This is a genomic window from Bradyrhizobium sp. CCBAU 51745 (genome assembly GCF_028128715.1).
GTDB lineage: Bacteria > Pseudomonadota > Alphaproteobacteria > Rhizobiales > Xanthobacteraceae > Bradyrhizobium > Bradyrhizobium manausense.
Map to the genome: position 1 here is coordinate 180206 of NZ_LBJP01000092.1, position 26556 is coordinate 206761.

Sequence of the window (26556 nt, forward strand, 5' to 3'; positions counted from 1 at the left end):
GGAGAGGTCGGATTGCTACGGTGCGCAATTGCGCACCTGAGCAATCCGGGTGAGGGGCCGCGGCGCACAGTGAGACTGTAACCCCTCACCCGGATCGCATCTTACGATGCGATCCGACCTCTCCCTGCGGGAGAGGTGACTCGAGTTCTTGGCGCGCACCGATTCATCCCAATCCCGTCGCGTTTTAGCGGTCAGGCGAGAAAATCGCTGCGGTTGACGCGGCTCAGCGATGTCTCCAGCCGGACACTGTCGCGCCTGATTTCCTCGACCGTCTCGAAAGTGAAGCCGATGTGCGCGGCCGCTGCCGCCTCCGCCTCCTTGGCCTTGCCGGCGATCACGGCCTCCGCGAGCGTCAGGTGCTGCTGGAGCAACTGATCGCGGACGCCTTCGCGCAGATAGAGCTGGGCGCGGCTGTAGAAGATATTGTTGCGCAGGAGGTCGGCGAGCGCGCGCATGACGTGAAGCAGGACCACGTTGTGGCTGGCCTCGTAGATCAGCAAATGAAGGTCGACGTCGGCGTCGCCTTCCTGCGTCGGATCCTCGAGCTTGTGAGCCTTCTGCATCCGGTCGACGCAGTGCCGGATCGCCTTCCGGTCGAGATCGGTCGCGCGCATGGCGGCAAAGCGGGCCGCATGGGCCTCCTGAATCCGGCGGAATTCGAAATAGTCGGCCGTGACGCGCGGCTTGTCCTGCAGCAGCGTGGCGAGCGGCCGAAACAGCGGCGAGAGGAATTGGGCGACGAACGTTCCCGAGCGCGTGGTGGCGAGCAGCCCCCGCTGTTCCAGGATCTGCAGCGCCTCGCGCAGCGACGGCCGCGAGATGTCCAGCTTCTCGGCCAGGTCCCGCTCGGCCGCCAGCTTTTCACCCGGCCGGAGCACGCCCTCCAGGATCAGCCGCTCGATGTGATCGGCCATCGCTTCCGCGATCTTGGGTGTGCGAACGACGTTGCTCAAGTGGCACCTATCTGTCTGGGCGAGCGTATGGATTCGTCTTGCGACTATGGACCTTGGAAGGCATCGGTCAAGTCTGCTCCCCGCATCGATCAATTATGAAATATCTTTCCCAATTGACAGAACTGGTAAATTAATTTTACCAATATGAGTATAGGATAACAGATATGCCCAAGATCGCGGTTCAGCGCGGCGGCGTGAGGAAACGCGAGGAGAAGTCTCATGACGTGGACGCAGGTTTACGACCCTTTCAATAATCCGTGGCTTTCGACCGCGGCGGCGGCCCTTCCCGTGGTCGTCCTGCTGAGCGCGATTGCGATCTTCGAGATCAAGGCGCACTGGGCGGCGGCGATCGGCCTCGTGACGGCGCTTGGCGTTGCCATCCTCGGCTTCGGCATGCCGGCGCCGATGGCTGCAATGGCGGCGATCTATGGGGCGGGCTTCGGGCTCCTGCCGATCGGCTGGATCATCATCAACATCATCTTCCTCTATCAGTTGCTGAACGAGAAGGGCGAGTTCGCGGTGCTGCAACGCTCGATCAGCTCGATCAGCGACGATCGGCGGCTGCAGCTGCTGTTCATCGCGTTCTCGCTCGGGGCTTTCTTCGAGGGAGCCGCCGGGTTTGGCACGCCCGTCGCCGTCACCGCCGCAATGCTGATCGGACTGGGCTTTTCTCCGCTCGCCGCATCCGGCCTGTCGCTGATCGCCAATACGGCTCCGGTCGCCTATGGGGCGCTCGGAACGCCGGTGATTGCGCTCAGCGCCGTAACGGGGCTCGATCTGCAGGCGTTGAGCGCGATGATCGGTCGGCAACTGCCGTTCTTTTCGCTGCTCGTGCCGTTCTGGCTGATCTGGGCCTTCGTCGGTTTTCGGCGGATGCTCGAAATCTGGCCGGCGATCCTGGTCGCGGGCGTCTCGTTCGCCGTTCCGCAATATCTGGTCTCCAACTTCCATGGTCCGTGGCTGGTCGATGTGATCGCCGCAGTGGTCTCGATGGCGAGCCTTGCGCTGTTCCTGAAGATCTGGCGCCCTGCGAATGCGATGAAGGAGATGCCGGTGCGCTATGGCGCGCCGCTGGCGGCCGAAGCGCCCAGCGGCAAGACGACGAAGGCGGCCGTCGCCAAGGCGTGGACGCCGTGGCTGATCTTCTCTGCCTTCGTCTTCGCCTGGGGAACGCCGCAGGTGAAGAGCTGGCTCGACAGTATCTGGGTTGCCAAGTTTCCCGTCGTGGGGCTGCACAACCTCGTGCAGAAGGCTCCGCCGGTCGTGGCAAAGCCCGCAGCCGAAGGCGCAGTCTATGTGCTCAATCTGCTCTCGGCGGCTGGTACCGGCATCCTGCTGGCGGCGATCATCTCGGGACTGCTGGTCGGCTACGGCCCGCTCGGCCTGGCGCGGATGTATGTGCGTACGCTGCATCTGACGCGCTATTCGCTGGCGACCATCGCCTGCATGCTGGCGCTCGGTTTCGTCACGCGTTACTCCGGCACGGACGCCACGCTCGGGCTCGCCTTTGCCAAGTCCGGATCGCTCTATCCGTTCTTCGGTGCATTGATCGGTTGGATCGGCGTGGCGCTGACCGGATCGGACACGTCGTCGAACGTGCTGTTCGGCGGGCTGCAGCGCATCAGCGCCGAGCAGATCGGCGTCAGCCCGGTGCTGATGGCGGCTGCCAACAGCTCCGGCGGCGTGATGGGCAAGATGATCGACGCGCAGAGCATCGTGGTCGCCTCCACCGCGACGAAATGGTACGGCCATGAAGGCACGATCCTGCGCTTCGTTTTCTTCCACAGCCTCGCCTTGGCCGTTCTGGTCGGCGTGATGGTGCTGGGCCAGGCCTATCTCTGGCCGCTGAAGCTCCTGGTGCCCTAAAGCGCGATGAGCTTGGGTTGAATCGTCATCGCGCTTTAGTTCTTTGTTTTGAGCATGATCTTTTCGGAAAACCGCTTCACACTTTTCCGGATCATGCTCTGAGGGGAGGCCGCAAGATGCGTCTCGCACAGTGTCACAATTTCCATGACTTCCGGCGGCTGGCACGCCGCCGGCTGCCGGGACCGATCTTCGATTATATCGACGGCGGAGCCGACGACGAGACGAGCCTTCGGCGCAACACCGCAAGCTTCGAGCAGTGCGACCTCGTGCCCAATGTGTTGCGTGGCGTGGGGCAGGTCGACCTGTCGGTCACCGTCATGGGCCAGAAGCTGGCGCTGCCGTTCTACTGCTCGCCGACCGCCTTGCAGCGCCTGTTCCACCACCAAGGCGAGCGTGCCGTCGCCGCGGCCGCGGCGCGCTACGGCACCATGTTCGGCGTTTCCTCCCTCGGCACGGTCGGCCTCGAGGAGCTGCGCAAGGCCCACCCCACGCCGCAGGTCTATCAGTTCTATTTCCACCGGGATCGAGGCCTCAACCGCGCCATGATGCAACGTGCCAAGGAGGCCGGCGTGAACGTGATGATGTTGACGGTCGACAGCATCACCGGAGGAAATCGCGAGCGCGATCTGCGCACCGGCTTCAGCATACCCTTCCGCCTGACGCTATCAGGCATGCTTCAGTTCGCGATCAAGCCGATGTGGGGCATCCAATATGCCACTCACGAGAAGTTCAGGCTGCCGCAATTGGACGAGCACGTCGACATGAGCGGCGGCGCCATGTCGATCGGCCGCTATTTCACCGACATGCTGGACCCGTCGATGAAATGGGACGACGTCGCCGAGATGGTGCGGACCTGGAACGGGCCGTTCTGTCTCAAGGGCATCATGTCGGTGGAGGACGCGCGGCGCGCGGTCGAGATCGGCTGCGCGGGGATCGTTCTGTCCAATCATGGCGGACGGCAGCTCGATGGCTCCCGCTCGGCTTTCGATCAGCTTGCCGAAATCGTGGATGCGGTGGGCGACCGCATCGATGTGATGATGGATGGCGGCATCCAGCGCGGGACCCACATCCTCAAGGCGTTGTCGCTCGGGGCCAAGGCCGTCGGCCTCGGACGATACTATCTCTATCCGCTCGCCGCGGCCGGCCAGCCCGGCGTCGAGCGTGCGCTCGGCCTGCTGCGCGCCGAGCTCGAGCGCGACATGAAATTGATGGGATGTACCTCGCTCGGCCAGCTGTCGCGTGCCAATCTGCGCTTCAGGAGCGGATCATCAGCCGGTTGCTCTCAATAGCAGGCCGCCATCGCTCCGAGCTTGGGATAGAGCTTGTCGATCGCCGCGATTTCGCTGTGCATCTGGGCGATGATCCAGTCGCGGATCTCGGCGGCGATGGGGCGCATCGGCCGGTTGCGCGGGGGGAGGAATTCGCAGATGCGGCGCGTGGTGGTGAGCCGGTCGGAGGCCGGCACCAATGCGCCGGTCAAAAGCCAGTGCGAGGCGACCGTGAGCCAGCCGAGCGCGATGCCCTGGCCGAGTAGCGCCGCCTGCACCACGACGGCATAATCGGTGAAGCTCAAGCCCTTGGCGGCGCCGCGGCGGCCGGTGAGCAGCGAGGCGTAATCCGCGGCCCAGTCGCCCGGCGTCTCGGCGAGGCGAATGATGGTGTTGCCCTCGGCGGGATCGGTCGCGTCGAGATAGGTCGGGCTGCACATCGGCAGCATCACCTCCTTCATCACCAGCGTGCCGCCGGACGATGGCTCCTCGCGATCACGAAAGCGCATGCCGAGATCGACATTCTCCACCGGCCCGCGTAGCGCTCCGGAGATGAGCTGGAAGCGCAGATCGACCTGCGGAAACTGCTTCTGCAGCTTGTCGATGCGCGGCATCAGCCAATGCGTGGTGAAGGCGGAGGAGACCGACAGCGTCACCGTCTCGGTGCCCTTGCGACGCCGCTCGATCTCGGTGAGCCCGGTCTCGATGCTGCGAAAGCCCTCGAGCACGCGGCGATAGAGCAGCTCGCCTTCCTCGGTGAGCACCGCGCGGCCGGCTTTGCGGTCGAACAGCCGCACGCCGAGATGCTCCTCGAATTGACCGAGCATGCGGCTCACCGCCGGCTGCGTCACGTTCAACTCGGCGGCGGCGGCCGTGAAGCTGCCATTGCGCGCCGCTGCGTCGAAGACGAACAGGGCGTTGCTGGAGGGCAGCATGCGGCGGAGCTCTGGCATAACGTCATGTTATGATCCTGGTGAGAATTTGGCAATTGCCGGATTTTCGCAAGTCTGGTGTCATTGCCATGACAGCCTTAAAGACAGGGGCCTGCGAGCGAAGATTTGGTGCGGTGCACGCCGCGCCTCTGAATGCTGCAAAACCCTGTCTATAAAGCAGGCTTATGGCGTGCAGTCAGGCACGTCATGGCGGGATTGCGCGAGGTCGATCGTTGGACAAACGAGCGGAAAGCGTCGAGATCAGGTCCGCGAGCAAGGCGTATGGCGCCGTTCGCGCCCTCGACGACGTGTCCCTCAATGTCGGCGCCGGCGAGTTCGTCTCGCTGCTCGGTCCTTCCGGCTCCGGCAAGACCACGCTGCTCGGAATTTTGGGCGGCTTCATCCTGCCGACCTCTGGCACCATCCTGTTCGGCGGCCGCGACGTCACCTACATGCCGCCGCACAAGCGCGACATCGGCGTGGTGTTCCAGAACTACGCGCTGTTCCCGCATGTGAGCGTCGGCGAGAACGTCGCCTTTCCCTTGCGCGCACGCCGCCTGCCGAAGGCGAGCTGGCCTGACAGGGTGCGCGCGGCGCTCAGCATGGTCGGCCTTGCCGGCTACGAGGCGCGCGGCATCGCGCAGCTCTCGGGGGGCCAGCGCCAGCGCGTGGCGCTGGCGCGCGCCATGATCTTCGAGCCGCGGCTGATCCTGATGGACGAGCCGCTCTCGGCGCTCGACAAGCAGCTGCGCGAGACCATGCAGATCGAGCTGCGCGCGCTGCACAGGCGCATCGGCGCGACCATCATCTACGTCACCCATGACCAGCGCGAGGCGCTGACCATGAGCGACCGCGTCGCCGTGATGAAGGATGGAAGGCTGATCCAGATCGACGCGCCGGCGCGCCTGCACGATCACCCGGCCGATTCCTTCGTCGCCAGCTTCATCGGCGAGGCGACGATGCTTCCCGTCCGCCGCGTCGATGCTTGCAGTGTCGCGCTCGGCAACGCGCTGCTGCGCAGCGCCCGCGCCATTCCTGATAGCGATGCGCTGATGCTCGCCGTGCACAGCGAGAAGCTGCTGATCGACGACGGCGCGCAGGATGCCGCCTGCAATCGGCTGACCGGCACGGTCACCGACATCGTCTATCAGGGCGAGAGCCTGCGCATCTTCCTGGCGCTCGAAGGCGGCGTCGCGCTCAGCCTGCGCCAGCCTTCCTATCATCAAGCTTACCTGCGCATCCCGCCGCTCGGCGGCAGCCTCACCGTCACCCTCCACCCCGAGGACACCATCGTTGTGCCCCGGGTGGACTGAAGCCTTGTTGCAACCTGAGAGAAGAAGCACATGTCGACCCAAGCCGCGTTCAGCAATTTCAAGGTTCTCACCTTCGACGTCGTCGGCACCTTGATCGATTTCGAAACCGGCGTGCTCGAAGCCGTGCGCAGGATCGGCGGCAGGAAGGCGGCCGAGCTCAGCGACGAGCAGATCTTCGAGCCCTACAAGCGCGGCCGCGACAAGCATTACGAGCGCTCCAGCGAGGTGATGTTCCACGTCTATCGCCATCTCGCCACCGAGCTCGGTTTGCCTGCCGACGACGCATCCTGCGACGTGTTCCAGCTCTCGGTGCTGCGCTGGGGCCCGTTCTCCGATTCCGTCGAGGCGCTGAAGCGGCTGCGGACAAAGTTTCGCCTGGTGGCGATGACAAATGCCGACCGCGTCGCGCTCTCCTGTTACGCCCATGCGCTCGGCAATCCCTTCGACGACACCGTCTGCGCCGACGACACCGGCGTGGCAAAACCGAATCCGGAGTTCTTTGCCTACAACAAGGGCCGGCAATCCGCCTTCGGCTACAAGCAGTCCGACATCCTGCACGTCGCGCAGAGCCAGTATCACGACATCGGGATCGCGCGAAAACTCGGCTACAAGGTGTGCTGGATCGAGCGCCGCCGGGGCATCGCAGGTTTCGGCGGGACGCCGGCGGTGGAGACGCTGACCAAGCCGGACTTCCACTACCCGACCCTGAAGGCGCTGGCCGACGCGGCCATCGGCCCGGCTTAAGGGACGGGTGCCGGCATGACACGGGACTGGCGCGCGCTGCCATCGGCCAACTCGCTGTGGGAAGCCACGGCGGAGCCGGCGCGCGCCTTTCCGGTGCTCTCCGGCGAGCAACAGGCGGATGTGGTGATCGTTGGCGCAGGCTATACCGGCCTCTCCGCCGCGCACCACATCGCCAAGAGCGGGCTGACCCCTGTCGTGCTCGAGGCCAACAGGCCGGGCTGGGGAGCGAGCGGGCGCAATGGCGGCGTGATCACCGCAAAGTTTCGTCTCTCGTTTCGCGAGATCGATGCCGCGCATGGCCGCGCCATGGCGAGGCGCATGTACGAGATCGCGCATGAATCCACCGACATGGTCGAGGAGCTTGTCTCCGAGTTCGGCATCACCAGTGCGAACCTGACCCGCACCGGCCAGGTCAAGGCGGCGCACAACGAAACCACGCTGAAGGCTGCCATCGACGAAGCCAACTGGATGACGCGCGAAATGGGCTCGGCCGAGGTCCGTATCCTCGACAAGCGCGGCGTGCGCGAGGAGACCGGCTCCGACATTTTCGTCGGCGGCGTGCTCAATCCCGGCTCCGGCGGCGTCCATCCGCTGAATTATCTGCGCGGCCTCGCCGACGGCGTCGCGCGCCGCGGCGTTCAGATCTTCCAGGAATCGCCGGTCGTAAAACTCCGGCGCGAGGGCGAGGGTGTCGTCGCCGAGACGCCGCGAGGTGCGGTGCGCGCCAGGCAGGCGATCATCGCCACCAACAGCTATTCCGATCTCACCGGCGCCACCGCGCAACTCCAGCGCACGCTGATCCCGTTCCGCAGCGCCCTCATTGCGACGGAAAAACTGCCGCGCAATCTCGCCGGCAAACTGATGCCGACGGGGCGCACCTATACCGAGACCAAGCGCATGATGCGCTGGTTCCGCATGGTCGACAATCGCGTGATCTTCGGCGGCCGCGGAGCCTTCGGCAAGCAGGATTCGCAAACCGCCTTCGACGCGCTGCGCAAGGCGATGGTCGGCATCTTCCCTGATCTGGCCGATGTCCCGCTCGAATACAAATGGTCGGGCCTTGTCGCGATGACGCTGGACTCGGTGCCGCATATCGGCCGGATCGACGACCGCACCCTGGTCTCGCTCGGCTACAACGGCGCCGGCGTTGCCATGTCGAGCCTGATGGGCCGCTATCTCGCCGCCTTCGTGCGCGGCGAGAGGCCCGATGTCGCACTGCTCGACGTCAGCCGCATGAAACCCATTCCGTTCTATCCGCTGCGCGAGCCCGCCGTGCGCATGGTCGCCGGCTGGTACCAGTTTCTCGATGCGATCGGTCGGTGAAATCACTTTGAAGGAGGCGAGGATGATGACGAAACGGAATTTTGGATTGGGCTGTGCGCTGGTGGGCGCAATGGGATTGACCACCTCGGCTGATGCCGCCGAGCAGATCACCTTCGTCTCGCAGGGCGGCGCCTATCAGCAGGCGCAGACGGTGGCGATCCTGGATCCCTCCGCCAAGAAGCTCGGCATCACCATCAACCAGGATTCGATCCCCGACGCCTGGCCTGCGATCAAGACCCAGGTCGGCAGCGGCAAGCCGATCTGGGACGTCGTCGACACCCCGACCGGCAACTGCCTGCGTGGCGGTGAGCAGGGGCTGATGGAGAAGCTCGACTTCTCGAAGATTCCAAACGGTGCGGCGATGCCGGAAGCCTATCGCAGTCCCTATTCGGTCTCCTACGAATTTTATTCCAGCGTGCTGTCCTACAGCCAGAAGACGTTCCCGAAGGACGCCCCGAACAGCTGGGCCGATTTCTGGGACGTGAAGAAATTCCCCGGACGCCGCGCGCTGCGCAACCATCCCTTCGCGACGCTGGAGGCGGCGCTGATGGCCGACGGCGTTGCGCCTGACAAGCTCTATCCGCTCGACGTCGACCGCGCCTTCAGGAAGCTCGAGGAGATCAAGCCTAACATCACGGTGTGGTGGACCTCGGGTGCGCAGTCGGCGCAGCTGCTCAATGACGGCGAAGTCGACATGGAGATGGCCTGGAACGGCCGCGTCAGCGCCGTCGCCAAGGAAGGCGCCAAGGTTGCTTTCACCTACAACCAGGGCATCCTGCAGAGCACATCGCTGTGCATCCTCAAGGGCGCACCGAATCTCGACACGGCCGTAAAGTTCCTCAACGAGGCCGTCGATCCCGTGCACCAGGCCAATCTGCCGCTCAACATCGACTACGGCCCAGGCAATCCCAAGGCGTTCGAGACGGGCGTGATCAACCCCGAGCGCGCAGCGCAATTGCCGAGCGAGCCGGCGAACGCTTCGAAACAAGCGCTGATGTCCTACGCCTGGTGGTCCTCGCCGGCGGGCGAAGCCGCCGAAAAGCGCTGGGCGTCGTTCATGCAGAAGTGAGTGAGGCCAGCCTTGGCGACTTCAGTGCCAGATCCCTCCCAAAAGCATCAGCGCCGCGAGCACGGCCTGATGCTGGCATTGGCGTCGCCGGCGCTGCTGGTGATCCTGGCTCTGATTGTGCTGCCGGTCGGCTGGCTGGCCTGGCAGTCGATCTACCATGACGGCTTTACAGTGGAGAACTATCGCCGCGTCTTCACCGAGGACATCTACTGGCGCAGCTTCGCGCTGACCTTCGAGATCAGCCTCGCGGTCACCGTGATCGCGCTGCTGCTCGGCTATCCCGTCGCCTACCTCGCCAATTCCGTGCCGAAGGGCTGGAGCATCCTGATCCTGTCGCTGGTGGTGCTGCCGTTCTGGACATCAGTGCTGGTGCGCGCCTATGCCTGGCTGGCGCTGCTCCAACGCACCGGCGTGATCAATCAATTCCTGCGCTATCTCGATGTGATCTCCGAGCCGCTGGCGCTGGTGCACAACACCTTTGGCACGGTGGTCGCGACCGTGCACATCCTGCTGCCGTTCATGGTGCTGCCGCTCTACGCCACCATGCAGAAGATCCCGGGTGACTTGATGCAGGCCGGCGCCAGCCTGGGCGCAAGCCCGTCGCTGACATTCTTTCGCGTGTTCCTGCCGCTGTCGCTGCCGGGCGTGCTCGCGGGCTGCACCATGGTGTTCGTGCTTTGCCTCGGCTTCTACATCACGCCGGAGCTGCTAGGTGGCGGCCGCACCGTGATGGTGTCGATGCTGGTGAGCCGCAATGTCGAGCTCTACAACCAGTTCGGTGCCGCGAGCGCGGTCGCGGTGGTGCTGCTCCTCGGTGTGCTCGCGATCTTCTTCGTCGTCAGCCGCTTCATTTCGCTCGATCGCGTGTTGGGGCAGAAATGACGCGGATCTCGCCCGCTCGAATTGCCCTCTACGTGATCAGCGCGCTGGTGCTGCTCTATCTGATCCTGCCCGTGCTGATCATCGCGCCGATCTCGTTCTCCAGTGCGCGCTTTTTGACCTTCCCGCCGCCGTCATTCTCCATGCGCTGGTACCAGCAGTATTTTTCAAATCCGGCCTGGATGCAGGCGACGCGGGTGACGCTGACGGTGGCGCTGTTCACCGTGGTGATCGCAACGCCGTGCGGTATCGCCGCCGCCTATGCCATCAGCCAGTCGAAACTGCGCATCATGCGGCTGATCCACATGGCGCTGCTGCTGCCGCTGGTGGTGCCCATCATCATTACCGCGGTCGGCATCTTCTTCGTCTATGCCAAGGTGGGCCTGGTCGCGACCATGCCCGGCCTCGTGCTGGCCAACGTGATGCTGGGCTTGCCTTACGTCGTCATCTCGGTGCTCGCGGGCTTGCAAAGCTTCGATCCCGCGCAGGAGATGGTGGCGCGCAGCCTCGGCATGAACCGGTTGCGCAGCTTCTTTGCGGTGACGCTGCCGCAGATCAAGTCGAGCGTGATTGCGGGGAGCATCTTCGCCTTCATCTCGGCCATGGACGAGACCATCGTCGCGCTGTTCATTTCCGGCGGCCAGTATCAGCCGCTGACCAAACGCATGTTCACCGCGCTCCGCGACGAGATCGACCCGACCATCGCCGCGATCTCGACGCTGATGACGGCGGCGTCGTTCCTGCTGGTGCTCGCGGCGAGTACGCGGCAGAAGAAGGCGGGGTAGGGCTCCATTCCCGGTGTCATCGTCCGCGAAGGCGGGCAATCCAGTATTCCAGAGACGGCAGTGATTCCTCGATAGGCGCGGCGTACTGGATTCCCCACCTTCGCGGGGAATGACAGCGAGTGTGTGGCGGCTGTTAAGCCTTGGCCTCCAGCCACGCCAGGATCATCTCCACGATCTGGCTTCTGCTCCTCGCCAGCACCTTCGGCTCGCTCAGGTCGCGATCGAACAGGGCCCCAAACGTATGCCGGTTGGCGACGCGGAAGAAGCAGTAGGAGGAGATGGCCAGATGCAGATCGATGGCGTCGACGTCGTCGCGGAACGCGCCCTCGCTGCGGCCGCGCCTGAGGATGCTGTCGAGCGTCGCGATCACGCTGGCGTTGAGCTCACGCAGTTGGAGATTCTGCTTCAGATGCTTGCCGTGGTGGATGTTCTCGATCGAGACGAGGCGGATGAAGTTCGGGTTGCGCTCGTCGTGGTCGAAGGTCGCCTCGATCAGCCGGCGCAGGCCTTCGCGCGCGTCGCAGCTTTCGATATCGAGCTGGTCTTCCAGCGCGCGGATGCTGCGATAGGCCTCTTCCAGCACGGCGAGGTAGAGCTGCTCCTTGCCGCCGAAATAATAATAGATCATCCGCTTGGACGTGCGGGTCCGCGCGGCGATCGCGTCGACGCGGGCGCCGGAATAGCCCTCCGAGGCGAATTCGGCCATCGCCACTTCGAGGATGTCGCGCTTGGTGCGTTCGGGGTCGTTGGTGCGCTTGGATGGGGGCGGCTTGCGCTTGAGCATCACAATTTCTCCCGCCGGTTCTATGGATCACCTTGAAGGTGAAGGCAAATTTCGCCCAATCCGACGACCCAGGATGCTTGCATAAACGTACTAGTTCGTACATTATCCGGCGAAACCAAGGTTGCGGCAACCAGAAGCAAAAGCCCGCGGAAAGCCGGATGGGCATGACGCGGGCTGCGGTCGCCATCGCATACGGGAGGACGATTGATGAGCTTGACCTCAACTGCATCGCTGCACGCGCCGTCCAGCGCGGAGACAACACAGAACAAGCTGCCGAAGCGCGCCGCGCTCGTCAGCTTCGTCGGCAGCATGCTCGAATACTATGACTTCTTCATCTACGGCACTGCGGCGGCGCTGATCTTTCCAAAAGTGTTCTTCGCCAATGTCGATCCCGGCACCGCGACGCTGCTTGCGCTGCTGTCGTTCGGCATCGGCTATATCGCGCGCCCCGTCGGCGCCGTCATCCTCGGCCATTTCGGCGACCGCATCGGCCGCAAGACGGTGCTGCTGTTCACGCTGGTGGTGATGGGCTTCTCGACGCTGGCGATCGGCCTGTTGCCTGATGCCAAGACCATCGGCAATGCCGCGCCCATCATCCTGACGCTGCTGCGCCTGTTGCAGGGCCTGTCGGCCGCCGGCGAGCAGAGCGGGGCGAACTCGCTGACGCTGGAGCATTCCGCCAATTCCAACCGCGCCTTCTTCACGAGCTGGACGTTGAGCGGCACCCAGGCCGGCGCGATCCTGGCAACGCTGGTGTTCATTCCCGTCGCCGGCATGCCGGAAGACCAATTGCTGAGCTGGGGCTGGCGCATTCCGTTCCTGCTCTCGGCGCTCGTGCTGCTGGTGGCTTATCTGGTGCGCCGGACCATGCCGGAAACGCCAGTGTTCGAGGACATCAAGGACAAGGCGCAGGTGGCGCGCTTCCCCGTCGTGGCGCTGCTGCGCGACTACTGGCCGGACGTGCTGCGCGTGATCGTCTGCGCGCTGATCGCGACCGTCAGCACGCTGACGGCGGTGTTCGCGCTCGGCTATGCCACCAGCAAGTTCGGCGTCGCGCGTCCGACCATGCTGTGGGCCGGCGTGCTCGGCAATGTCGTGGCGCTGTTCGCGCAGCCGCTCTGGGCCTTGCTCGCCGACAAGATCGGCCGCAAGCCGGTGTTCATCGGCGGCGTGCTCGGTTGCGCCGTGCTGCTGTTCCCTTACTTCATGCTGGTGACGACGGGCAGCACGACCGCGATCTTCACTGCTGCGATCGGCCTCTACATCATCTACTCCGCGCCCAACGCGATCTGGCCGTCGTTCTACGCCGAGATGTTCGAAGCGCGGGTGCGCTATTCCGGCACGGCGATCGGCACCCAGCTTGGCTTCCTCGCCGCCGGCTTCACGCCGCTGGTGAGCGCAAGCCTCGTCGGCGAGGGTCCGAACGGCTGGATCCCGGTGGCGATCTTCGTCGCGGGCTGTTGCGTCGCCTCGGCCGCGGCCGCATCGACCGCGCGCGAAACCCATAAGGTCGACATCGCCGATCTCGGCAAGCGGCGCGCGTGAGCGCAAGACGGGACAAAGACCGATGCTGACCTGCGCCGTTCCGACCACGCTCGGTCCCGTCATCGGGGCCGAGCAGGGGCACGTCCGCGCCTTCAAGGGCGTGCCGTTCGCGATGGCGCGGCGCTTTGCCAAGGCGACGCCGCCGCTTGCGTGGACCGAGCCGCGCCGCTGCACGGATTACGGCCCTTACGCACCGCAGCCGGGGCAGCTCGATCAGCCGGAAGACTCCTGTCTCAGCCTCAACATCTGGACGCCTGTCGGCGCCGATGGCCCGCTGCCGGTGCTGTTCTTCATCCATGGCGGCGCCTTCGTCACCGGTGGCGGCGCCGACTATGACGGCACCTTCCTCGCCGCGCACGGCCCGGCCGTCATCGTGACCATCAACTACCGGCTCGGCCCGCTCGGCTTCCTGCAACTGCATCGCCATGGCCTGAGCGAAGCCAGCAATCTCGCGATCTCGGATGCACTCGCCGCGCTCGACTGGGTCCATGCCAACATCGCCAATTTCGGCGGCGATCCTGACCAGGTGACGCTGTCGGGCCAGTCGGCCGGTGCGTCGATGGTGATTGCACTCGCGACTTTGCCGCAGGCGAGGGGCAAGTTCACCCGTGCGCTGGCGCTGAGCGCGCCGGGGCGCAACATCATGAGCGCGGATCATGCCGACCACATCGCGCGCCGGGTGCTCGCGGAGCTCGAGATCGAGCAAGACCCGAGCGCGATCGCATCGGTGCCGCTGCCGAACCTGTTTGCAGCCGTCGAGCGTGTCGGCCGCAGGATCGCGGACGAAACGGAAGCAGGCACCGTGTTCGGGCCTGTGCTGGACGGCACGGTGATCCCGCGCGAGCCGCGCGATGTGTTTGCCGATGGGGCTCTGCGCGATGTCGAGCTCTGGCTCGGCTCCTGCCGCGACGAGATGGTGATGTTCCTGAAGAGCACCCCGCCCGCCGCGATGATCCGCACCAGCGAGCGCAATTTGCGCGTTGCCTTTGGCGACGCCGGCTGGGAACGGCTGCTGGCCTGCTATCGCGGTTCAGTGCGTCCCGACGAGAACCCGTACGAGGCGCTGCTGTCGGATGCGTTCTGGCACCGCCCGATGGCCGATCTGGCGCGGAGCCACGCCGAAGCAGGCGGCGCGGTGTGGCTCAGCCGGTTCGACCATCGCCCGGCGCTGGAGCCGTTTCTGTCGCAGGGGCCGACGCATGGCGCCGACAATGCCTGCCTGTGGGCGCATCTGCCTGATTTCATCGATCGCCCGATCCTGAAGCGCAAGGGCGGACCGATGACGCCTGCCGATATCGACGTCGCAGCACGGTTTCAGACCAGCCTGCTGCGCTTCGTGACTTCAGGCATGCCCGATGTTGCGGAAGCCTGGCCGCGGTTCGAGCCTCACAAGGAATCGCTCGCCATCTTCGGTCAGCCGTTTCATGTTGTGCCCCTGAACGAAGGCGCACGTGCCCGCCTGTGGGCGGAACTGAGCGCGTGAGACGGGGTGCTCGAAGCCGCCCCCTGTAATCTGCTTCACAGGCGAATGCGTCGATCTGCGCTAGATGAAGTCAGGCCCTGTCCAAGCGGCCGACTTCGGAGTTGGCGATGATTGCTGCACTGGCAAGAGCAATATCCCGCGCGACGGGAACCAATGTCGATTTCGAAACCCTGAAGATCCTCGTGATCTTCTCGGGCGCGGGCCTCCTGGTCTCGCTCGTCGCCGCGATGATCTACGGACAGGCTCTCAACGCCGCTCTGTTCTGAGCGCGTCGCAATCGCCGTCAGGCCACGGGTTCCTTGGGACGGCTTCGCTCACGCGGCGCCAGCGGCGGCGCCTGCTCCAGCGGAGCTGCTTCGCGTGGCGAGGTATCGCTGCCTGGGACGTGTTCGACCGGCGCAGCGCCGGTGTCGCGCCAGGCAACAAACCAGATCAGCAAGCCGAGGACCGCCAGCCCCGCGCCGACGGGACCGGTCGAGGTCCAGCCGAGCCCCTGACGAATGGCAAGGCCCCCCAGGAACGGGCCGAGCGCATTGGCGGTGTTGAACGCCGAATGGTTGAGCGCGGCGGCAAGCGCCTGCGCATCTCCGGCAACATCCATCAGCCGCGTCTGCAAGACGGCACCGAGCGCGACGCTCGCGCCGATGGCAAAGATGTCGATCGCGAGCAGCCAGGGATTGCCGGCCACAAGCGGAAAGGCCAGCAGCGCCACGGCCGCAAACACCAGGATGCCGCCCGCGGTCGGCATCAAGGCGCGGTCGGCGAAGCGCGGCACGAACAGATTGCCGAGCGTGGCGCCGACGCCGAAGATGGCCAGGAAGAACGGGATGACCTCGGTGCTGACCTTGGTGACCTCGATCAAGGTCGTCGCGAGATACGTGTAGACGGCGAACATGCCGCCGAAGCCGATGGCGCTGATCGCGAGCGTGGTCCAGACCCGGCGGCTTTTGAGCGCGCCGAGCTCGCGCAGCGGATCCGACCGGCCGGCCCGGTCGCGCGGCGCGAACAACGCGCACAGCAGCATCGTGAACAGGGCCAGCACCGACACGAGGCCGAAACTCGCGCGCCAGCCGACCATCTGGCCGATCAGATTGGCTAGCGGCACGCCGATGATGGTGGCTATAGTCAGGCCCAGCATCACCTGGCCGACCGCTTGCGAGCGGCGGTGTTGCGGCACGAGCGAGGCCGCAACCAGCGCGGCGATGCCGAAATAGGCGCCGTGGGGCAGGCCCGAGAGGAAGCGGGCCGCGACCATCGAGCCGAAGCCGGGCGCCAGCGCGGTGAGGGCGTTGCCGAGCGCGAACACGGCCATCAGCGCCAACAGCTGCGTGCGCCGGGCGAATTTCGCGCCGAGCACCGCGATCAGCGGCGCGCCCAGCACCACGCCGAGCGCGTAGGCGCTGATCGCGTGTCCGGCGGTCGGCTCGTCGATATGAAGGTCAGCCGCAAAGAACGGCAGCAGGCTCATCGATGCGAATTCGGTGGTCCCGATCGCAAAGCCGCCCATCGCGAGCGAGAACAGGACGATGGCGAGATGAGGGGAATGGGATTTCGGTTTCGCGCTTGGCGAGGTCGCGTGAGGCGAGGTCGTCATGTGTCCTGCTTAGGTGACGGCAACGGGAACCAGCCCAGCAAACGTCGCCATCCCTGCAGTCTTTGTCTCACCTACTTAAACGCGCGTGGATTCGCGTCAACACCGGAAGTGCCACGTCAGGCGGCGCGCATATCAGCTTCCCGGTTTATTCAGGGCATCCGCGTCAATGTGTCCGGTGCAACCGGCTCAAGAACGTCTTCAGCCGCTTGCTGCGCGGCTGACGCGTCCCTGACATGATTGACCGATCAGAACTGCACCTCGCCGGGAATGTCGTCGGCGCTGAGGCCGACGGTTTGATAGGCCTTCAGCAGCCATTCGCGGGTCTGGCCGAGCGACCGGTTGTAGTCGGCCCAGGCGCTGAGGAAATCCTTGTAGCGGCGGTCGGCTTCGGCGCGGATGCCGAGATTGGTCGGCAGCGTCAGGATCGGCCGCGGGATCGCGAGCTCGCCGAGCGTCGGATTCTTCTTCAGTGTGAAGATCGACAGCACCGCGAGCGAGACGTTGCAGTCGGCGCGGCCGGTCGACACCGCGAGGATCGCCTCGTCGCGGGTCTTGAAGCCGAGGATGTCAGCCTTCGGGCAGTAGCGGCGCGCGATGGTCTCGTGCGTCGAGCCGATGTCGACGGCGATCTTGACCTCCGCCTTGTTGAGCTCGGTCCAGGTCTGCGGCTTGGCAAAGCCCTTCTTGGTGATGACGGTGAAGGAGTGCACCAGGATCGGGGTCGAGAAGTCGATGACGAGCGAGCGCTCCGGCGTCGGATTCACGGCGAAGGCGAGGTCGACCTTGTCGGCCTGAAGATCGAGGATCTGGTTGCCCCAGGTCGATTCCAGCATCTCGACCTTGGCGCCCAGCTTGCCCGCAATGTCATTCGCCATGTCGATGCAGGCGCCCGACCATTGATTGGTGGCGAGATCCTTGTGGAAATAGGGGTCCTGGCCGGCGATGACAGCGATGCGCAGCACGCCGCTCTTCTTGATGCGATCGAGCGTGGAGGTCGGCGCGGTGTCGGCCTTGACTGGCGCGGTCGCGGCCATTGCGGCGCCCGCCAGCGCGACGGTGGTGAGTGCGTCCCTGCGGTTCATCGTCGGTACTCCCTGGGGATGGGATCATTAGCCGGCAGGCGGACTATTTCTGTATTCAGAACATAATGCAATATGGTATCGCAGCCCTGCCGGGCATTTGAGCGGTGCGGCAGGTTAGAGCCTAGTCCGTTGGCAAAGCGAGAGAAAATTTTGTGAAGCCGAGGCGTGCCGATGCTCTCTGCACTGTCAGCATCGGCCTTGCACCTCATGTCCTCCTGTCCTACGCCACCTCGGAACAACAGCGCGTTCGCTAAAGCATGCAGGGAGCCGTCATGACCATCAGAAACACCCGCACCGGGGGCCAGATCCTGATCGATCAGCTGGTCGCGCAAGGCGTCGAGCGGGTTACCTGCGTTCCCGGTGAAAGCTATCTGGCGGCGCTCGATGCCTTGCACGACAGTCCGATCGACGTCGTGATCTGCCGCGCCGAGGGCGGCGCTGCGATGATGGCGGAAGCCTATGGCAAGCTCACCGGGCGCCCCGGCGTTTGCTTCGTCACCCGCGGCCCCGGCGCCACCAATGCCAGCCACGGCGTCCACATCGCGATGCAGGACTCCACCCCGATGATCCTGTTCGTAGGCCAGGTCGACACCGGCATGCGCGAGCGCGAGGCGTTCCAGGAGCTCGACTACAAGGCGGTATTCGGCTCCATGGCGAAATGGGCCGTCGAGATCGATCGCCCCGACCGCATTCCCGAGCTGGTCGCGCGCGCCTTCCGCGTCGCCATGCAGGGCCGACCGGGTCCGGTGGTGATCGCGTTGCCGGAGAACATGCTGACCGAGACCGCCGCTGTGGCCGACGCCATGCGCATCGAGCCCGCGGTGAGCTGGCCGGCGCCACCAGACATCGAACGTGTCGGTGCGCTGCTCGCTGGCGCGAAGGCACCCCTGGTCATTCTCGGGGGCTCGCGCTGGACCGATGAGGCTACCAAGAGCATCGCGCGGTTTGCCGAGCGCTTCGATCTGCCGGTCGCGACCTCGTTCCGCCGGGCCTCGCTGATCGATGCCGATCATTCGCATTATGCCGGCGATCTCGGCATCGGGCCGAGCCCGGGCCTGAAAGCGCGCGTCGACAACGCTGACGTCATTCTCCTCATCGGCGGCCGCATGTCGGAGATGCCGTCCTCGTCCTACACGCTGCTCGACATTCCCTCGCCGAAGCAGAAGCTGATCCATGTGCATCCCGGCTCCGAAGAGCTCGGCCGCATCTATCAGCCGGAGCTGGCGATGCAGGCGACGCCGGCCGCGTTCGCAGCCGCTGTGGAGACGCTGAAGCCTTCGAGTGCCGTTGCCTGGAAGGGCGAGGCCGCCAAGGCGCATGCCGATTATCTCGCCTGGACCGAGAAGGCGCGGGAGCTGCCGGGCAATTTCCAGTACGGTCAGGTCATGACCTGGTTGCGTGACCGCTTGCCGAAGGATGCGATCGTCTGCAATGGCGCCGGCAATTATGCCGGCTGGATTCATCGCCATCATCGCTTCCACAGCTTTGCCTCGCAGCTCGCGCCGACCTCGGGCTCGATGGGCTATGGCGTGCCGGCCGGCGTGCTGGCGAAGCGGCAATATCCTGACCGCGTCGTCGTCGCCTTCGCCGGCGACGGCTGCTTCCTGATGAACGGCCAGGAGTTTGCGACCGCCGTGCAGTATGACGCGCCGCTGATCGTGATCGTGATCGACAACTCGCAATACGGCACCATCCGCATGCACCAGGAGCGCGACTATCCCGGCCGCGTCGTCGGCACCCAGCTGAAAAATCCTGATTTCGCGATGTACGCGAAAGCATTCGGCGGCCATGGCGAGCGGGTCGAGCGCACCGAGGAATTCGCACCGGCGTTCGAGCGCGCGCTCGCTTCCGGCAAGCCGTCGATCCTCCACTGCATCATCGATCCCCGCGCGATCTCGGTCGGCAAGGATTTTGTGCCGCAGGTGAAGGCGTAGGCGATGGCAGAGGGTCGCCACGTCGCCATCATCGGGGCCGGCGCGATCGGCGTGATCAGCGCCATCGAGGCGCTGCGCGAAGGGCATCGCGTCACGCTGATCGATCCGGGCGAGCCGGGCGGCGAACAGGCGGCAAGCTACGGCAATGCCGGCTGGCTCTCGTCGCATTCGGTGATCCCGCCGGCCGAGCCCGGCGTCTGGAAGAAGGTGCCGGGTTATCTGATGGACCCGCTCGGCCCGCTCGCGATCCGCTGGTCATATCTGCCGAAGGCGCTGCCCTGGCTGATCAAATATCTGCTGTCGGGCTGGACCGAGGCGCGTGTCGAGAAGACAGCGTTCGCGCTGCGCGACCTCCTGAAGGACGCGCCGCTGTTGCACCGGAAGCTGGCGGAAGAAGCTGGCGTGCCTGAGCTGATCGAGCGCAACGGCGTGATGCATGTGTTCCCGTCGCGCGGCAATTTCGACAACGATCTCGGCTGGCGCCTGCGCAGGAAGGTCGGCGTCGAATGGCTGGAGCTGAACGCCGACGAGATGCGTCAGCGCGAGCCGGATCTGCATCCGCGCTATACCTTTGGTGTGGTGGTGGAGGAGGCGGGACGCTGCCGTGATCCCGGCGCTTATGTTGCCGCGCTTGCCCAACAAGCGCTAGCGAGCGGCGCGAAGCTGGTTCGTGCCAAGGCAACCGGGCTTAAGCTGAGCGGCAACAAGCTCGTCGCCGTTCTCACCGACACCGGCGAGATTGCTTGCGATGCCGCTGTGGTGGCCGCCGGCGCGCGGTCGAAGCGGCTGACTGCGTCCGTCGGCGATCCGCTACCGCTCGAGACCGAGCGCGGCTATCACGTCATGATCGAGAACCCGGAAGTAGGTCCGCGCAGCTCGATGATGGCCTCCGACGCCAAGATGGTGGCAAACTGGACCAACAAGGGCTTGCGCGCCGCAGGCACGGTCGAGATCGCGGGCCTCGCGGCCGCGCCGAACTGGAAGCGCGCGGAGATTCTGCGCGACCACCTTCTCAGCATGTTTCCGAAACTGCCGAGGGACATTCCCGCCTCGCGCATCAAGATGTGGTTCGGCCATCGTCCGAGCATGCCGGACGGACGTCCCTGCATCGGCTACTCCCGCGCCTCGCGCGACATCGTCTATGCCTTCGGCCATGGTCATGTCGGCCTGGTCGGCTCAGCTCGCACCGGTCGCCTCGTCGCCCAGCTCCTGAGCGGCAAGCCGCCCGAAATTCCGCTCGCGCCGTTTTCTCCCGATCGCTTCCTCTGAGCTTGCAACATGACTTATACGTCCAGTTCCTCATCCCGCATCGCCCGTGGCGGCAAGGCCATCTACGGCGCGCCGCTCGGCATTTTGATGCTGGAAGCGCGCTTTCCGCGCATCCCCGGCGACATGGGCAATGGCACGACCTGGCCCTTCCCCGTGCTCTATCGCGTGGTGAGCGGGGCGTCGCCGGAGAAGGTGGTGCTGAAGGGCGCGGCTGGCCTGCTGCCTGATTTCATCGATGCGGCGAAGGACCTGGTGCGGCTCGGGGCCGAAGCCATCACCACCAATTGCGGCTTCCTCTCCCTGTTCCAGAAGGAGATCGCCGCCGCGGTCGGCGTGCCGGTTGCGACCTCGTCGTTGATGCAGGTGCCGTGGGTGCAGGCGACCTTGCCGCCTGGCAAGCGCGTCGGCCTCGTTACGGTATCGGGCTCGACCCTGACACCGGCCCATCTCGAAGGTGCCGGCGTGCCGCTCGATACGCCGGTGGTCGGTACCGAGCACGGCAAGGAGTTTTTCCGCGTCCTGATCAAGGCCGAGAAGGATGACATGGACGTCGCGCAGGCCGAGCGCGACGTGGTCGAGGCCGGCAAAGAGCTGGTCGCGAAAAACCCCGACGTCGGCGCCATCGTGCTCGAATGCACCAACATGCCGCCTTATGCGGCAGCGCTGCAGGCCGAAGTCGGGTTGCCCGTTTACGACATCTATTCCATGATCACCTGGTTTCATGCTGGACTGCGCCCGCGCGCCTTCGGCTGATTCCTGATGTCACACAGCTCCTCGCACCTCTGCTGTTGTTTGCATTGCAATCGCCGCCGCAGCCCCGGTATATTTGGCTGTGTTCGGTCATGAATGCAGTTGATGATGAGCAACGTGGAACTGGCCTCCGACAGTATCGTCGATCGCGTCTACGAACAGCTCAAGGCCATGGCCGTGAGCTATGAGTTCAAGCCGGGCGAGCGGCTCAACGAAGGCGAACTGGCCAAGCGCCTCGGCGTCAGCCGCACGCCGCTGCGCGAAGCGCTCAATCGTCTCAACACCGAAGGTTTTCTGCGTTTCACGCCGGGCAAGGGCTTCTTCTGCCGCGAGCTCGACGCCCACGAGATCTTCGATCTCTACGAGCTGCGCAAGTCGATCGAAGTCGCCGCGGTCCGCCTCGCCATCAAGCGCGCCAAGGACGAAGATATCGACGCGCTGCTGAAATTCCTCGAGGCCACCGGCCCCGATCCCGGCGACCGCACATCGGTCGAGCTCGTCGAGCTGGACGAGACTTTTCACGAGCGGCTGATGGCGATGTCGAACAATGCCGAGATGCTGCGCGTCTTGCGCAACGTCAACGCCCGCATCCGCTTCGTGCGCTGGATCGACATGGACAGCATCAACCGTACCAACACCCAGGCCGAGCATCGCGCGGTGATCGAGGGCCTGATGGCACGCAACGAAGAGGTCTGCGTCTCGGTGCTGGAGAAGCACATCGACCGCCGCCTCGACCGCATCACCTCCGCGATCAAGGAAGGCTACGCGCAGATCTATATGCCGGCGGCGCTGAGAGCTGGGGCGAATTGAGGCTCTTCTGCAGTATCGTAGGGTGGGCAAAGCGAAGCGTGCCCACCACCTAGTCGTGGGCAAGGCGCAAGTGCGCCTTTGCCCACCCTACGATTTCTACACGGTGCCGGTGAAGGATAAGCAGGGCGGCTCCATTCTCGCTGACATCGCCCGGCTTGACCGGGCGATCCAGTACGCCGAGACGGCGGTGATTGAACCGATAGGCCGCGGCGTACTGGATGCCCCGCCTGCGCGGGGCATGACACCTGTTGTGAGGCGGGCGGTTCGCCTTTCACTCCGCCGCAACATTCATTCCGTAACCAAGCCGCTTCGAAATCGCCCCCGCGCAATCGCGCAGCGCGTGCGCGATCGGGCTGTCCCAGCGCGCTTCGAACGTGCCTTCCGGTCCCATGGCGGTGACGACCAGCGCGACATGGCCTGAATGATCGAACACCGGTGCGGCGAACGCGTTCACGCCGGGCAGGGGATCGCCGAGCGCGCGGGCGAGCCCGTGCTTGCGGACCTCGGTCAGCATCTCCGCGACCTTGCCTTTCACCGGCCGCTTCGGATTGTAGCCGACGCCCTGGCGATCGAGGCCGCTCTCGAGCGCGGCGTTGATGGTCTTCTCCGGCAGGAACGCTGCGAAGGCACGCCCCGTGGCGGTCTCCAGCAACGCCATCGCCGATCCCGCGCGCATGACGATGTGGACGGGCTGGCCGGGCTCTTCCAGCTGCACCACGGTCGGGCCGTGCGTGCCCCAGACCGCGAGCGAGACCGCGTGGCCGATCTGGCTTGCGAGCGCCGCGATCTTCGGCTGCGCGATGCGCACGCCGGAGAGGCGGCGCAGGCTGATCAGTCCGAGCTCGAGCGCCAGCGCGCCGATCTCGTAGCGGCCGGTGGTCTCGTCCTGCTCGATCAGCCCGATGCGGGAGAAGCTGGCGAGATAAGGATGCGCCTTGGCCGGCGTCATGCCGGCCTCGCGCGCGAGATCGCGCAGCATCATCGGCTCGCCGCATCTCGCGAGCGCGCGCAGCAATTCTCCGCCGACCTCGATCGATTGGATGCCGCGGCTTTCTTTCTTCATGCGTTCCCGATGCGCTTGAGTCCCTGTTTGAGCATGATCTCTTCGGAAAACCGCTGCACACTTTTCCGGATCATGCTCTACGCCGCATCGCGCTTGCTGGCGCTGTCGGCAAGGTGTCGCCCGGCAATGTAGCCGAAGGTCAGCGCCGGCCCAAGCGTGATGCCGGCGCCGGGATAATTGCCACCCATGATGCTCGCCATGTCGTTGCCGGCGGCATAGAGCCCGGGAATCACCCGGCCTTCGGCGTCGAGAGCGCGCGCGTTCTCGTCGGTGACGATACCGGCATAGGTGCCGAGATCGCCTGTTACCATCTTGATGGCGTAGAACGGGCCGTTCTCGATCGGCGCGACGCAAGGATTGGGACCGTGCAGCGCGTCGCCCTGGTAGCGGTTATAGGCTTTTGAACCTTTGCCGAAGGCGGGGTCCTGTCCGAGCGGCGCGGTCGCGTTGAACTGCCTGACTGTCTCCGCAAAGCCCTTCGCGTCGATGCCGGCCTTTGCCGCCAGCGCTTCCAGCGTATCGCCGCGCATGAGATAGCCGCTCGCGAGATGATGTCCCAGCGGCACCGGGAACGGCGGCACGCAGCCGAGGCCGTATTTGCGCAACGTCTTGTGATCGCAGACGAGATAGGCGGCGATCTCCTCGCCGGGCCTGGCCGCCTTGATCATGGCCTGGACGAAGTCGTGGTAGGAATTGCCTTCATTGGCAAAGCGCTTGCCGTCGCGCATCACCGCGATCACGCCGGGCTTGGCACGATCGATGAAGTGCGGCATCACGCCTTTCGAGCCGTCCTTGCGCGTCGTGAGCGACACCGGGACCCAGGCCGCCGCGTTCGGCAGGCGATCCTCGATATGTCCGCCCGCGCTTTCGGCGAGGCGCAGGCCGTCGCCGGTATTGCCGGTCGGCCCCGGCGAGAAATGCTCCGCGCCGGTCGGCGCATGCGGAAACATCTTCTTGCGGCGCTCGACATCATGCGGGAAGCCGCCGCAGGCGAGCACGACGCCCCGCCGCGCGCGGACGCGGACGTCGCGTCCCTCGCGCGACACGATCGCGCCGGTCACCGTGCCATTCTCGACCGTCAGCTCGCGCACCGGCGAAGACAACCACATCGGGATCTTCAAATCCTGCGCGGACTTTGCGAGCCGACCCGCCAGCGCATTGCCGTTGGTCAAGGTCATGCCGCGGCCATGGCGCAGCACGTCCATCAGGTGGCGCGATAGCCGCTTTGCGACATAGACCGCTGACGTCAGCGACTTCGTGACGCGCATGAAATGGATGATCTCTTTGCCTGACCCCAGCATCATGCCGAACACGGTGAGCTCGGGCAGGGGCATGCCGAGCGTCTTGATGAGGTCGCCCAGCTCACGGCCATCGAACGGGCATGTCACCATGGAGCGGCCGCCTTGCGCGCCGCCGGGCGCCTCGGCGTGATAGTCGGGGAACACCAGTGGCATGTCGAAGCGGAGCGCGGTCTTGGTGGTGAAGAAATCCACCGCCTCGGGGCCGGCGCTGAGGAACGCATCGACGCGCGCCGCATCGAAATTGTTGCCGGCCTCGTGGCGCAGATAGGTACGGGCCTGCTCCGGCGTCTCCTCGATGCCGTAGGCTTTCGCCAGGGCGGTGCCCGGAATCCACAGCCAGCCGCCGGAGCGCGCGGTGGTGCCGCCGAAGCGCGGTTCCTTCTCGACGATCAGCACGTCGAGGCCGCGATATCTCGCGGTGATCGCCGCCGACATGCCGGAGCAGCCTGATCCGGCCACGAGCACGTCGCACTCGTATGTTTCGCTTGCGCTATGCTCGCTGCCGGCCATGTCTCACCTCACTGCTTCAGCAGCGGACATTTGGATTCGGAGACCGGGCGGAAGGCATCCTCGCCCTTCACGGTCTTGATGATGTCAAGATAATCCCAGGGCTCCTTGGACTGCTCTGGTGCCTTCACCCTGGCCAGATACATGTCGCGGATGACGCGGCCGTCCTCGCGCAACTTGCCGCCATGGACGAAAATATCCTCGATCGGCAGCTCGCGCATCTTGGCCATCACCTTGGCGGGGTCGTCCGTGCCTGCAGCCTTGATGGCCTTGAGATAATGCAGCACCGAGCCGTAGACGCCGGTATGGATCATGGTCGGCATGACGTTGGTGCGCGCATAGAATTTCTTGGACCATGCCCGCGTGGCCTCGTCCATGTTCCAGTAGGACGCCGTCGTCATGTAGGTGCCCTGCGCCGACTTCAGGCCGATCGCGTGCACGTCAGTGTCGAACATCAAGAGGCCGACGAGCTTCTGGCCGCCTTGCACCAGGCCGAACTCGCCGGATTGCTTGATGGCGTTGTCCGTATCCTGGCCGGCATTGGCGAAGGCGACGACGTCAGCCTTGGAGCTCTGCGCCTGCAGCGCAAAGGACGAAAAATCCGCGGTATTGGTCGGGTGCTTGACGCCGCCGAGCACCTTGCCGCCCATCTCGTTGATGAAGCGCGTGGCGTCCTTCTCGAGCTGCTGGCCGAAGGCGTAGTCCGCGGTGATGAAGTACCAGGATTTTCCGCCTTCCTTAATCACGGCGGACGCCGTCACCTTCGACAGTGCGTAGGTGTCGTAGGTGAAGTGCACTGTGTTCGGGCTGCACAGCTCGTCGGTGAGTGAGCTCGCGCCGGGGCCGGAGAGCAGGGCGATCTTGCCCCGCTCGCGCACCATGTTGTGCACGGCGATCGCGATGCCGGAATTGGGGATGTCGACCACCGCGTCGACCTTGCCGTTGTCGAACCAGCCGCGCACGATCTGCACGCCCACGTCCGTCTTCATCTGGTGATCGGCGCTGATGATCTCGATCGGCTTGCCGAGCACGGTCGGCCCGAACTCCTCCACCGCCATCCTGGCGGCCTCGACCGAGCCCGGCCCGGAGTTGTCGCGGCCCCAGCTCGACAGATCCGTCAGCACGCCGATCCGCACTGCATCGTCGGAGACCTGCGCGCGCGCGACATTGGTCATGGCAGCCGAAGTCATGGCCGCGAGCATGGCGCAGGCCAAAAGCCCTCTCATCGATGTTTCCTCTCGTTATTGGCCGCTTGGTGCGGCCGGCTGTTATGGCGGTAAATTAGATATTAGTGAATAAGTT

General features: G+C 65.0%; 23 protein-coding genes. 15 read left to right on the forward strand and 8 right to left on the reverse strand.

What is annotated here, in order from left to right:
• Positions 1-191: 191 nt before the first annotated feature.
• Complete coding sequence (locus XH98_RS35415) at positions 192-953, reverse strand: FCD domain-containing protein (protein ID WP_271621304.1); 762 nt, start codon at positions 951-953, stop codon at positions 192-194.
• A gap of 219 nt (positions 954-1172) precedes the next feature.
• Here XH98_RS35415 and XH98_RS35420 point away from each other — a divergent pair, with 219 nt between their 5' ends.
• Positions 1173-2819, forward strand: a complete 1647-nt coding sequence (locus XH98_RS35420; protein ID WP_271621305.1) for an L-lactate permease — start codon at positions 1173-1175, stop codon at positions 2817-2819.
• Between the two features lie 116 nt (positions 2820-2935).
• Complete coding sequence (locus tag XH98_RS35425; RefSeq protein WP_271621306.1) at positions 2936-4108, forward strand: alpha-hydroxy acid oxidase; 1173 nt, start codon at positions 2936-2938, stop codon at positions 4106-4108.
• Here XH98_RS35425 and XH98_RS35430 read toward each other — a convergent pair.
• On the reverse strand, positions 4102-5040 hold the full coding sequence (locus XH98_RS35430; RefSeq protein WP_271602366.1) for a LysR family transcriptional regulator: 939 nt from the start codon (positions 5038-5040) through the stop codon (positions 4102-4104). The two genes, XH98_RS35425 and XH98_RS35430, sit on opposite strands and share 7 nt — an antisense overlap.
• Before the next feature lie 212 nt (positions 5041-5252).
• On the opposite strand from XH98_RS35430, the gene XH98_RS35435 reads away from it, so the two are divergent.
• The 6 genes from XH98_RS35435 to XH98_RS35460 all read left to right on the forward strand — a co-directional run bounded on the left by XH98_RS35435 (position 5253) and on the right by XH98_RS35460 (position 11132).
• Complete coding sequence (locus tag XH98_RS35435; protein ID WP_271621307.1) at positions 5253-6332, forward strand: ABC transporter ATP-binding protein; 1080 nt, start codon at positions 5253-5255, stop codon at positions 6330-6332.
• Positions 6333-6362: 30 nt separating this feature from the next.
• Positions 6363-7076, forward strand: a complete 714-nt coding sequence (locus tag XH98_RS35440; RefSeq protein ID WP_271621308.1) for an HAD family hydrolase — start codon at positions 6363-6365, stop codon at positions 7074-7076.
• 15 nt (positions 7077-7091) lie between these two features.
• Entirely contained in the window at positions 7092-8399 is a 1308-nt protein-coding gene (locus XH98_RS35445; RefSeq protein ID WP_271621309.1) for an NAD(P)/FAD-dependent oxidoreductase, read from the forward strand.
• Between the two features lie 22 nt (positions 8400-8421).
• The gene (locus tag XH98_RS35450; RefSeq protein ID WP_271602370.1) at positions 8422-9468 is read left to right on the forward strand and encodes an ABC transporter substrate-binding protein; all 1047 of its coding nucleotides are present in this window, start codon (positions 8422-8424) and stop codon (positions 9466-9468) included.
• A 69-nt stretch (positions 9469-9537) separates the two neighbouring features.
• Positions 9538-10350, forward strand: coding sequence for an ABC transporter permease (locus XH98_RS35455; protein WP_271621407.1), 813 nt, complete (start codon positions 9538-9540; stop codon positions 10348-10350).
• A complete protein-coding gene (locus XH98_RS35460) occupies positions 10347-11132 on the forward strand; it encodes an ABC transporter permease (RefSeq protein WP_271602371.1) in 786 nt (261 codons plus the stop codon). Before XH98_RS35455 ends, XH98_RS35460 begins: the two co-directional genes overlap by 4 nt.
• A 133-nt stretch (positions 11133-11265) precedes the next feature.
• Here XH98_RS35460 and XH98_RS35465 read toward each other — a convergent pair whose 3' ends face one another.
• Positions 11266-11916, reverse strand: a complete 651-nt coding sequence (locus XH98_RS35465; RefSeq protein ID WP_271621310.1) for a TetR/AcrR family transcriptional regulator — start codon at positions 11914-11916, stop codon at positions 11266-11268.
• Positions 11917-12123: 207 nt separating this feature from the next.
• Between XH98_RS35465 and XH98_RS35470 the strand changes: the two genes are divergently transcribed.
• The 3 genes from XH98_RS35470 (at position 12124) to XH98_RS35480 (ending at position 15210) form a co-directional block, all read left to right on the forward strand.
• Positions 12124-13461 (forward strand): MFS transporter, encoded by a 1338-nt coding sequence (locus XH98_RS35470; protein ID WP_271602373.1) that lies wholly within the window; start codon positions 12124-12126, stop codon positions 13459-13461.
• A gap of 22 nt (positions 13462-13483) precedes the next feature.
• The gene (locus XH98_RS35475; RefSeq protein ID WP_271621311.1) at positions 13484-14944 is read left to right on the forward strand and encodes a carboxylesterase/lipase family protein; all 1461 of its coding nucleotides are present in this window, start codon (positions 13484-13486) and stop codon (positions 14942-14944) included.
• Between the two features lie 107 nt (positions 14945-15051).
• Complete coding sequence (locus XH98_RS35480; protein WP_167353964.1) at positions 15052-15210, forward strand: hypothetical protein; 159 nt, start codon at positions 15052-15054, stop codon at positions 15208-15210.
• A gap of 17 nt (positions 15211-15227) precedes the next feature.
• Here XH98_RS35480 and XH98_RS35485 read toward each other — a convergent pair whose 3' ends face one another.
• Positions 15228-16538 carry an MFS transporter gene (locus XH98_RS35485; RefSeq protein ID WP_271621312.1) on the reverse strand — a complete coding sequence of 437 codons (1311 nt, stop codon included), beginning with the start codon at positions 16536-16538 and terminating at the stop codon, positions 15228-15230.
• Between the two features lie 245 nt (positions 16539-16783).
• Positions 16784-17620, reverse strand: coding sequence for a transporter substrate-binding domain-containing protein (locus tag XH98_RS35490; RefSeq protein ID WP_271602376.1), 837 nt, complete (start codon positions 17618-17620; stop codon positions 16784-16786).
• A 272-nt stretch (positions 17621-17892) separates the two neighbouring features.
• On the opposite strand from XH98_RS35490, the gene XH98_RS35495 reads away from it, so the two are divergent.
• The 4 genes from XH98_RS35495 to XH98_RS35510 all read left to right on the forward strand — a co-directional run bounded on the left by XH98_RS35495 (position 17893) and on the right by XH98_RS35510 (position 22383).
• Positions 17893-19554 (forward strand): thiamine pyrophosphate-binding protein, encoded by a 1662-nt coding sequence (locus XH98_RS35495; protein WP_271621313.1) that lies wholly within the window; start codon positions 17893-17895, stop codon positions 19552-19554.
• A 3-nt stretch (positions 19555-19557) separates the two neighbouring features.
• Positions 19558-20823: an NAD(P)/FAD-dependent oxidoreductase gene (locus XH98_RS35500; RefSeq protein ID WP_271621314.1), complete on the forward strand. Its 1266-nt coding sequence runs from the start codon at positions 19558-19560 to the stop codon at positions 20821-20823.
• Between the two features lie 9 nt (positions 20824-20832).
• Positions 20833-21576: an aspartate/glutamate racemase family protein gene (locus XH98_RS35505; RefSeq protein ID WP_271602379.1), complete on the forward strand. Its 744-nt coding sequence runs from the start codon at positions 20833-20835 to the stop codon at positions 21574-21576.
• 105 nt (positions 21577-21681) lie between these two features.
• On the forward strand, positions 21682-22383 hold the full coding sequence (locus tag XH98_RS35510) for a GntR family transcriptional regulator (RefSeq protein ID WP_271602380.1): 702 nt from the start codon (positions 21682-21684) through the stop codon (positions 22381-22383).
• A gap of 271 nt (positions 22384-22654) precedes the next feature.
• Here XH98_RS35510 and XH98_RS35515 read toward each other — a convergent pair whose 3' ends face one another.
• From XH98_RS35515 to XH98_RS35525, 3 genes are all read right to left on the reverse strand, one after another.
• Positions 22655-23446: an IclR family transcriptional regulator gene (locus tag XH98_RS35515; protein WP_271621315.1), complete on the reverse strand. Its 792-nt coding sequence runs from the start codon at positions 23444-23446 to the stop codon at positions 22655-22657.
• A 77-nt stretch (positions 23447-23523) separates the two neighbouring features.
• Complete coding sequence (locus tag XH98_RS35520) at positions 23524-25257, reverse strand: FAD-dependent oxidoreductase (protein WP_271621316.1); 1734 nt, start codon at positions 25255-25257, stop codon at positions 23524-23526.
• An 8-nt stretch (positions 25258-25265) separates the two neighbouring features.
• Positions 25266-26480 (reverse strand): ABC transporter substrate-binding protein, encoded by a 1215-nt coding sequence (locus XH98_RS35525; protein ID WP_271602383.1) that lies wholly within the window; start codon positions 26478-26480, stop codon positions 25266-25268.
• Positions 26481-26556 lie beyond the last annotated feature (76 nt).

Bases quoted from the DNA above. Each gene is read 5' to 3' on its own strand.
- XH98_RS35475 (WP_271621311.1), top strand. From the start codon at position 13,484: ATGCTGACCTGCGCCGTTCCGACCACGCTCGGTCCCGTCATCGGGGCC.
- XH98_RS35460 (WP_271602371.1), top strand. From the start codon at position 10,347: ATGACGCGGATCTCGCCCGCTCGAATTGCCCTCTACGTGATCAGCGCG.
- XH98_RS35525 (WP_271602383.1), bottom strand. From the start codon at position 26,480: ATGAGAGGGCTTTTGGCCTGCGCCATGCTCGCGGCCATGACTTCGGCT.
- XH98_RS35440 (WP_271621308.1), top strand. From the start codon at position 6,363: ATGTCGACCCAAGCCGCGTTCAGCAATTTCAAGGTTCTCACCTTCGAC.
- XH98_RS35455 (WP_271621407.1), top strand. From the start codon at position 9,538: ATGCTGGCATTGGCGTCGCCGGCGCTGCTGGTGATCCTGGCTCTGATT.
- XH98_RS35485 (WP_271621312.1), bottom strand. From the start codon at position 16,538: ATGACGACCTCGCCTCACGCGACCTCGCCAAGCGCGAAACCGAAATCC.
- XH98_RS35465 (WP_271621310.1), bottom strand. From the start codon at position 11,916: ATGCTCAAGCGCAAGCCGCCCCCATCCAAGCGCACCAACGACCCCGAA.
- XH98_RS35445 (WP_271621309.1), top strand. From the start codon at position 7,092: ATGACACGGGACTGGCGCGCGCTGCCATCGGCCAACTCGCTGTGGGAA.
- XH98_RS35505 (WP_271602379.1), top strand. From the start codon at position 20,833: ATGACTTATACGTCCAGTTCCTCATCCCGCATCGCCCGTGGCGGCAAG.
- XH98_RS35420 (WP_271621305.1), top strand. From the start codon at position 1,173: ATGACGTGGACGCAGGTTTACGACCCTTTCAATAATCCGTGGCTTTCG.
- XH98_RS35430 (WP_271602366.1), bottom strand. From the start codon at position 5,040: ATGCCAGAGCTCCGCCGCATGCTGCCCTCCAGCAACGCCCTGTTCGTC.
- XH98_RS35490 (WP_271602376.1), bottom strand. From the start codon at position 17,620: ATGAACCGCAGGGACGCACTCACCACCGTCGCGCTGGCGGGCGCCGCA.
- XH98_RS35500 (WP_271621314.1), top strand. From the start codon at position 19,558: ATGGCAGAGGGTCGCCACGTCGCCATCATCGGGGCCGGCGCGATCGGC.
- XH98_RS35495 (WP_271621313.1), top strand. From the start codon at position 17,893: ATGACCATCAGAAACACCCGCACCGGGGGCCAGATCCTGATCGATCAG.
- XH98_RS35510 (WP_271602380.1), top strand. From the start codon at position 21,682: ATGAGCAACGTGGAACTGGCCTCCGACAGTATCGTCGATCGCGTCTAC.
- XH98_RS35425 (WP_271621306.1), top strand. From the start codon at position 2,936: ATGCGTCTCGCACAGTGTCACAATTTCCATGACTTCCGGCGGCTGGCA.
- XH98_RS35450 (WP_271602370.1), top strand. From the start codon at position 8,422: ATGATGACGAAACGGAATTTTGGATTGGGCTGTGCGCTGGTGGGCGCA.
- XH98_RS35480 (WP_167353964.1), top strand. From the start codon at position 15,052: ATGATTGCTGCACTGGCAAGAGCAATATCCCGCGCGACGGGAACCAAT.
- XH98_RS35470 (WP_271602373.1), top strand. From the start codon at position 12,124: ATGAGCTTGACCTCAACTGCATCGCTGCACGCGCCGTCCAGCGCGGAG.
- XH98_RS35520 (WP_271621316.1), bottom strand. From the start codon at position 25,257: ATGGCCGGCAGCGAGCATAGCGCAAGCGAAACATACGAGTGCGACGTG.
- XH98_RS35515 (WP_271621315.1), bottom strand. From the start codon at position 23,446: ATGAAGAAAGAAAGCCGCGGCATCCAATCGATCGAGGTCGGCGGAGAA.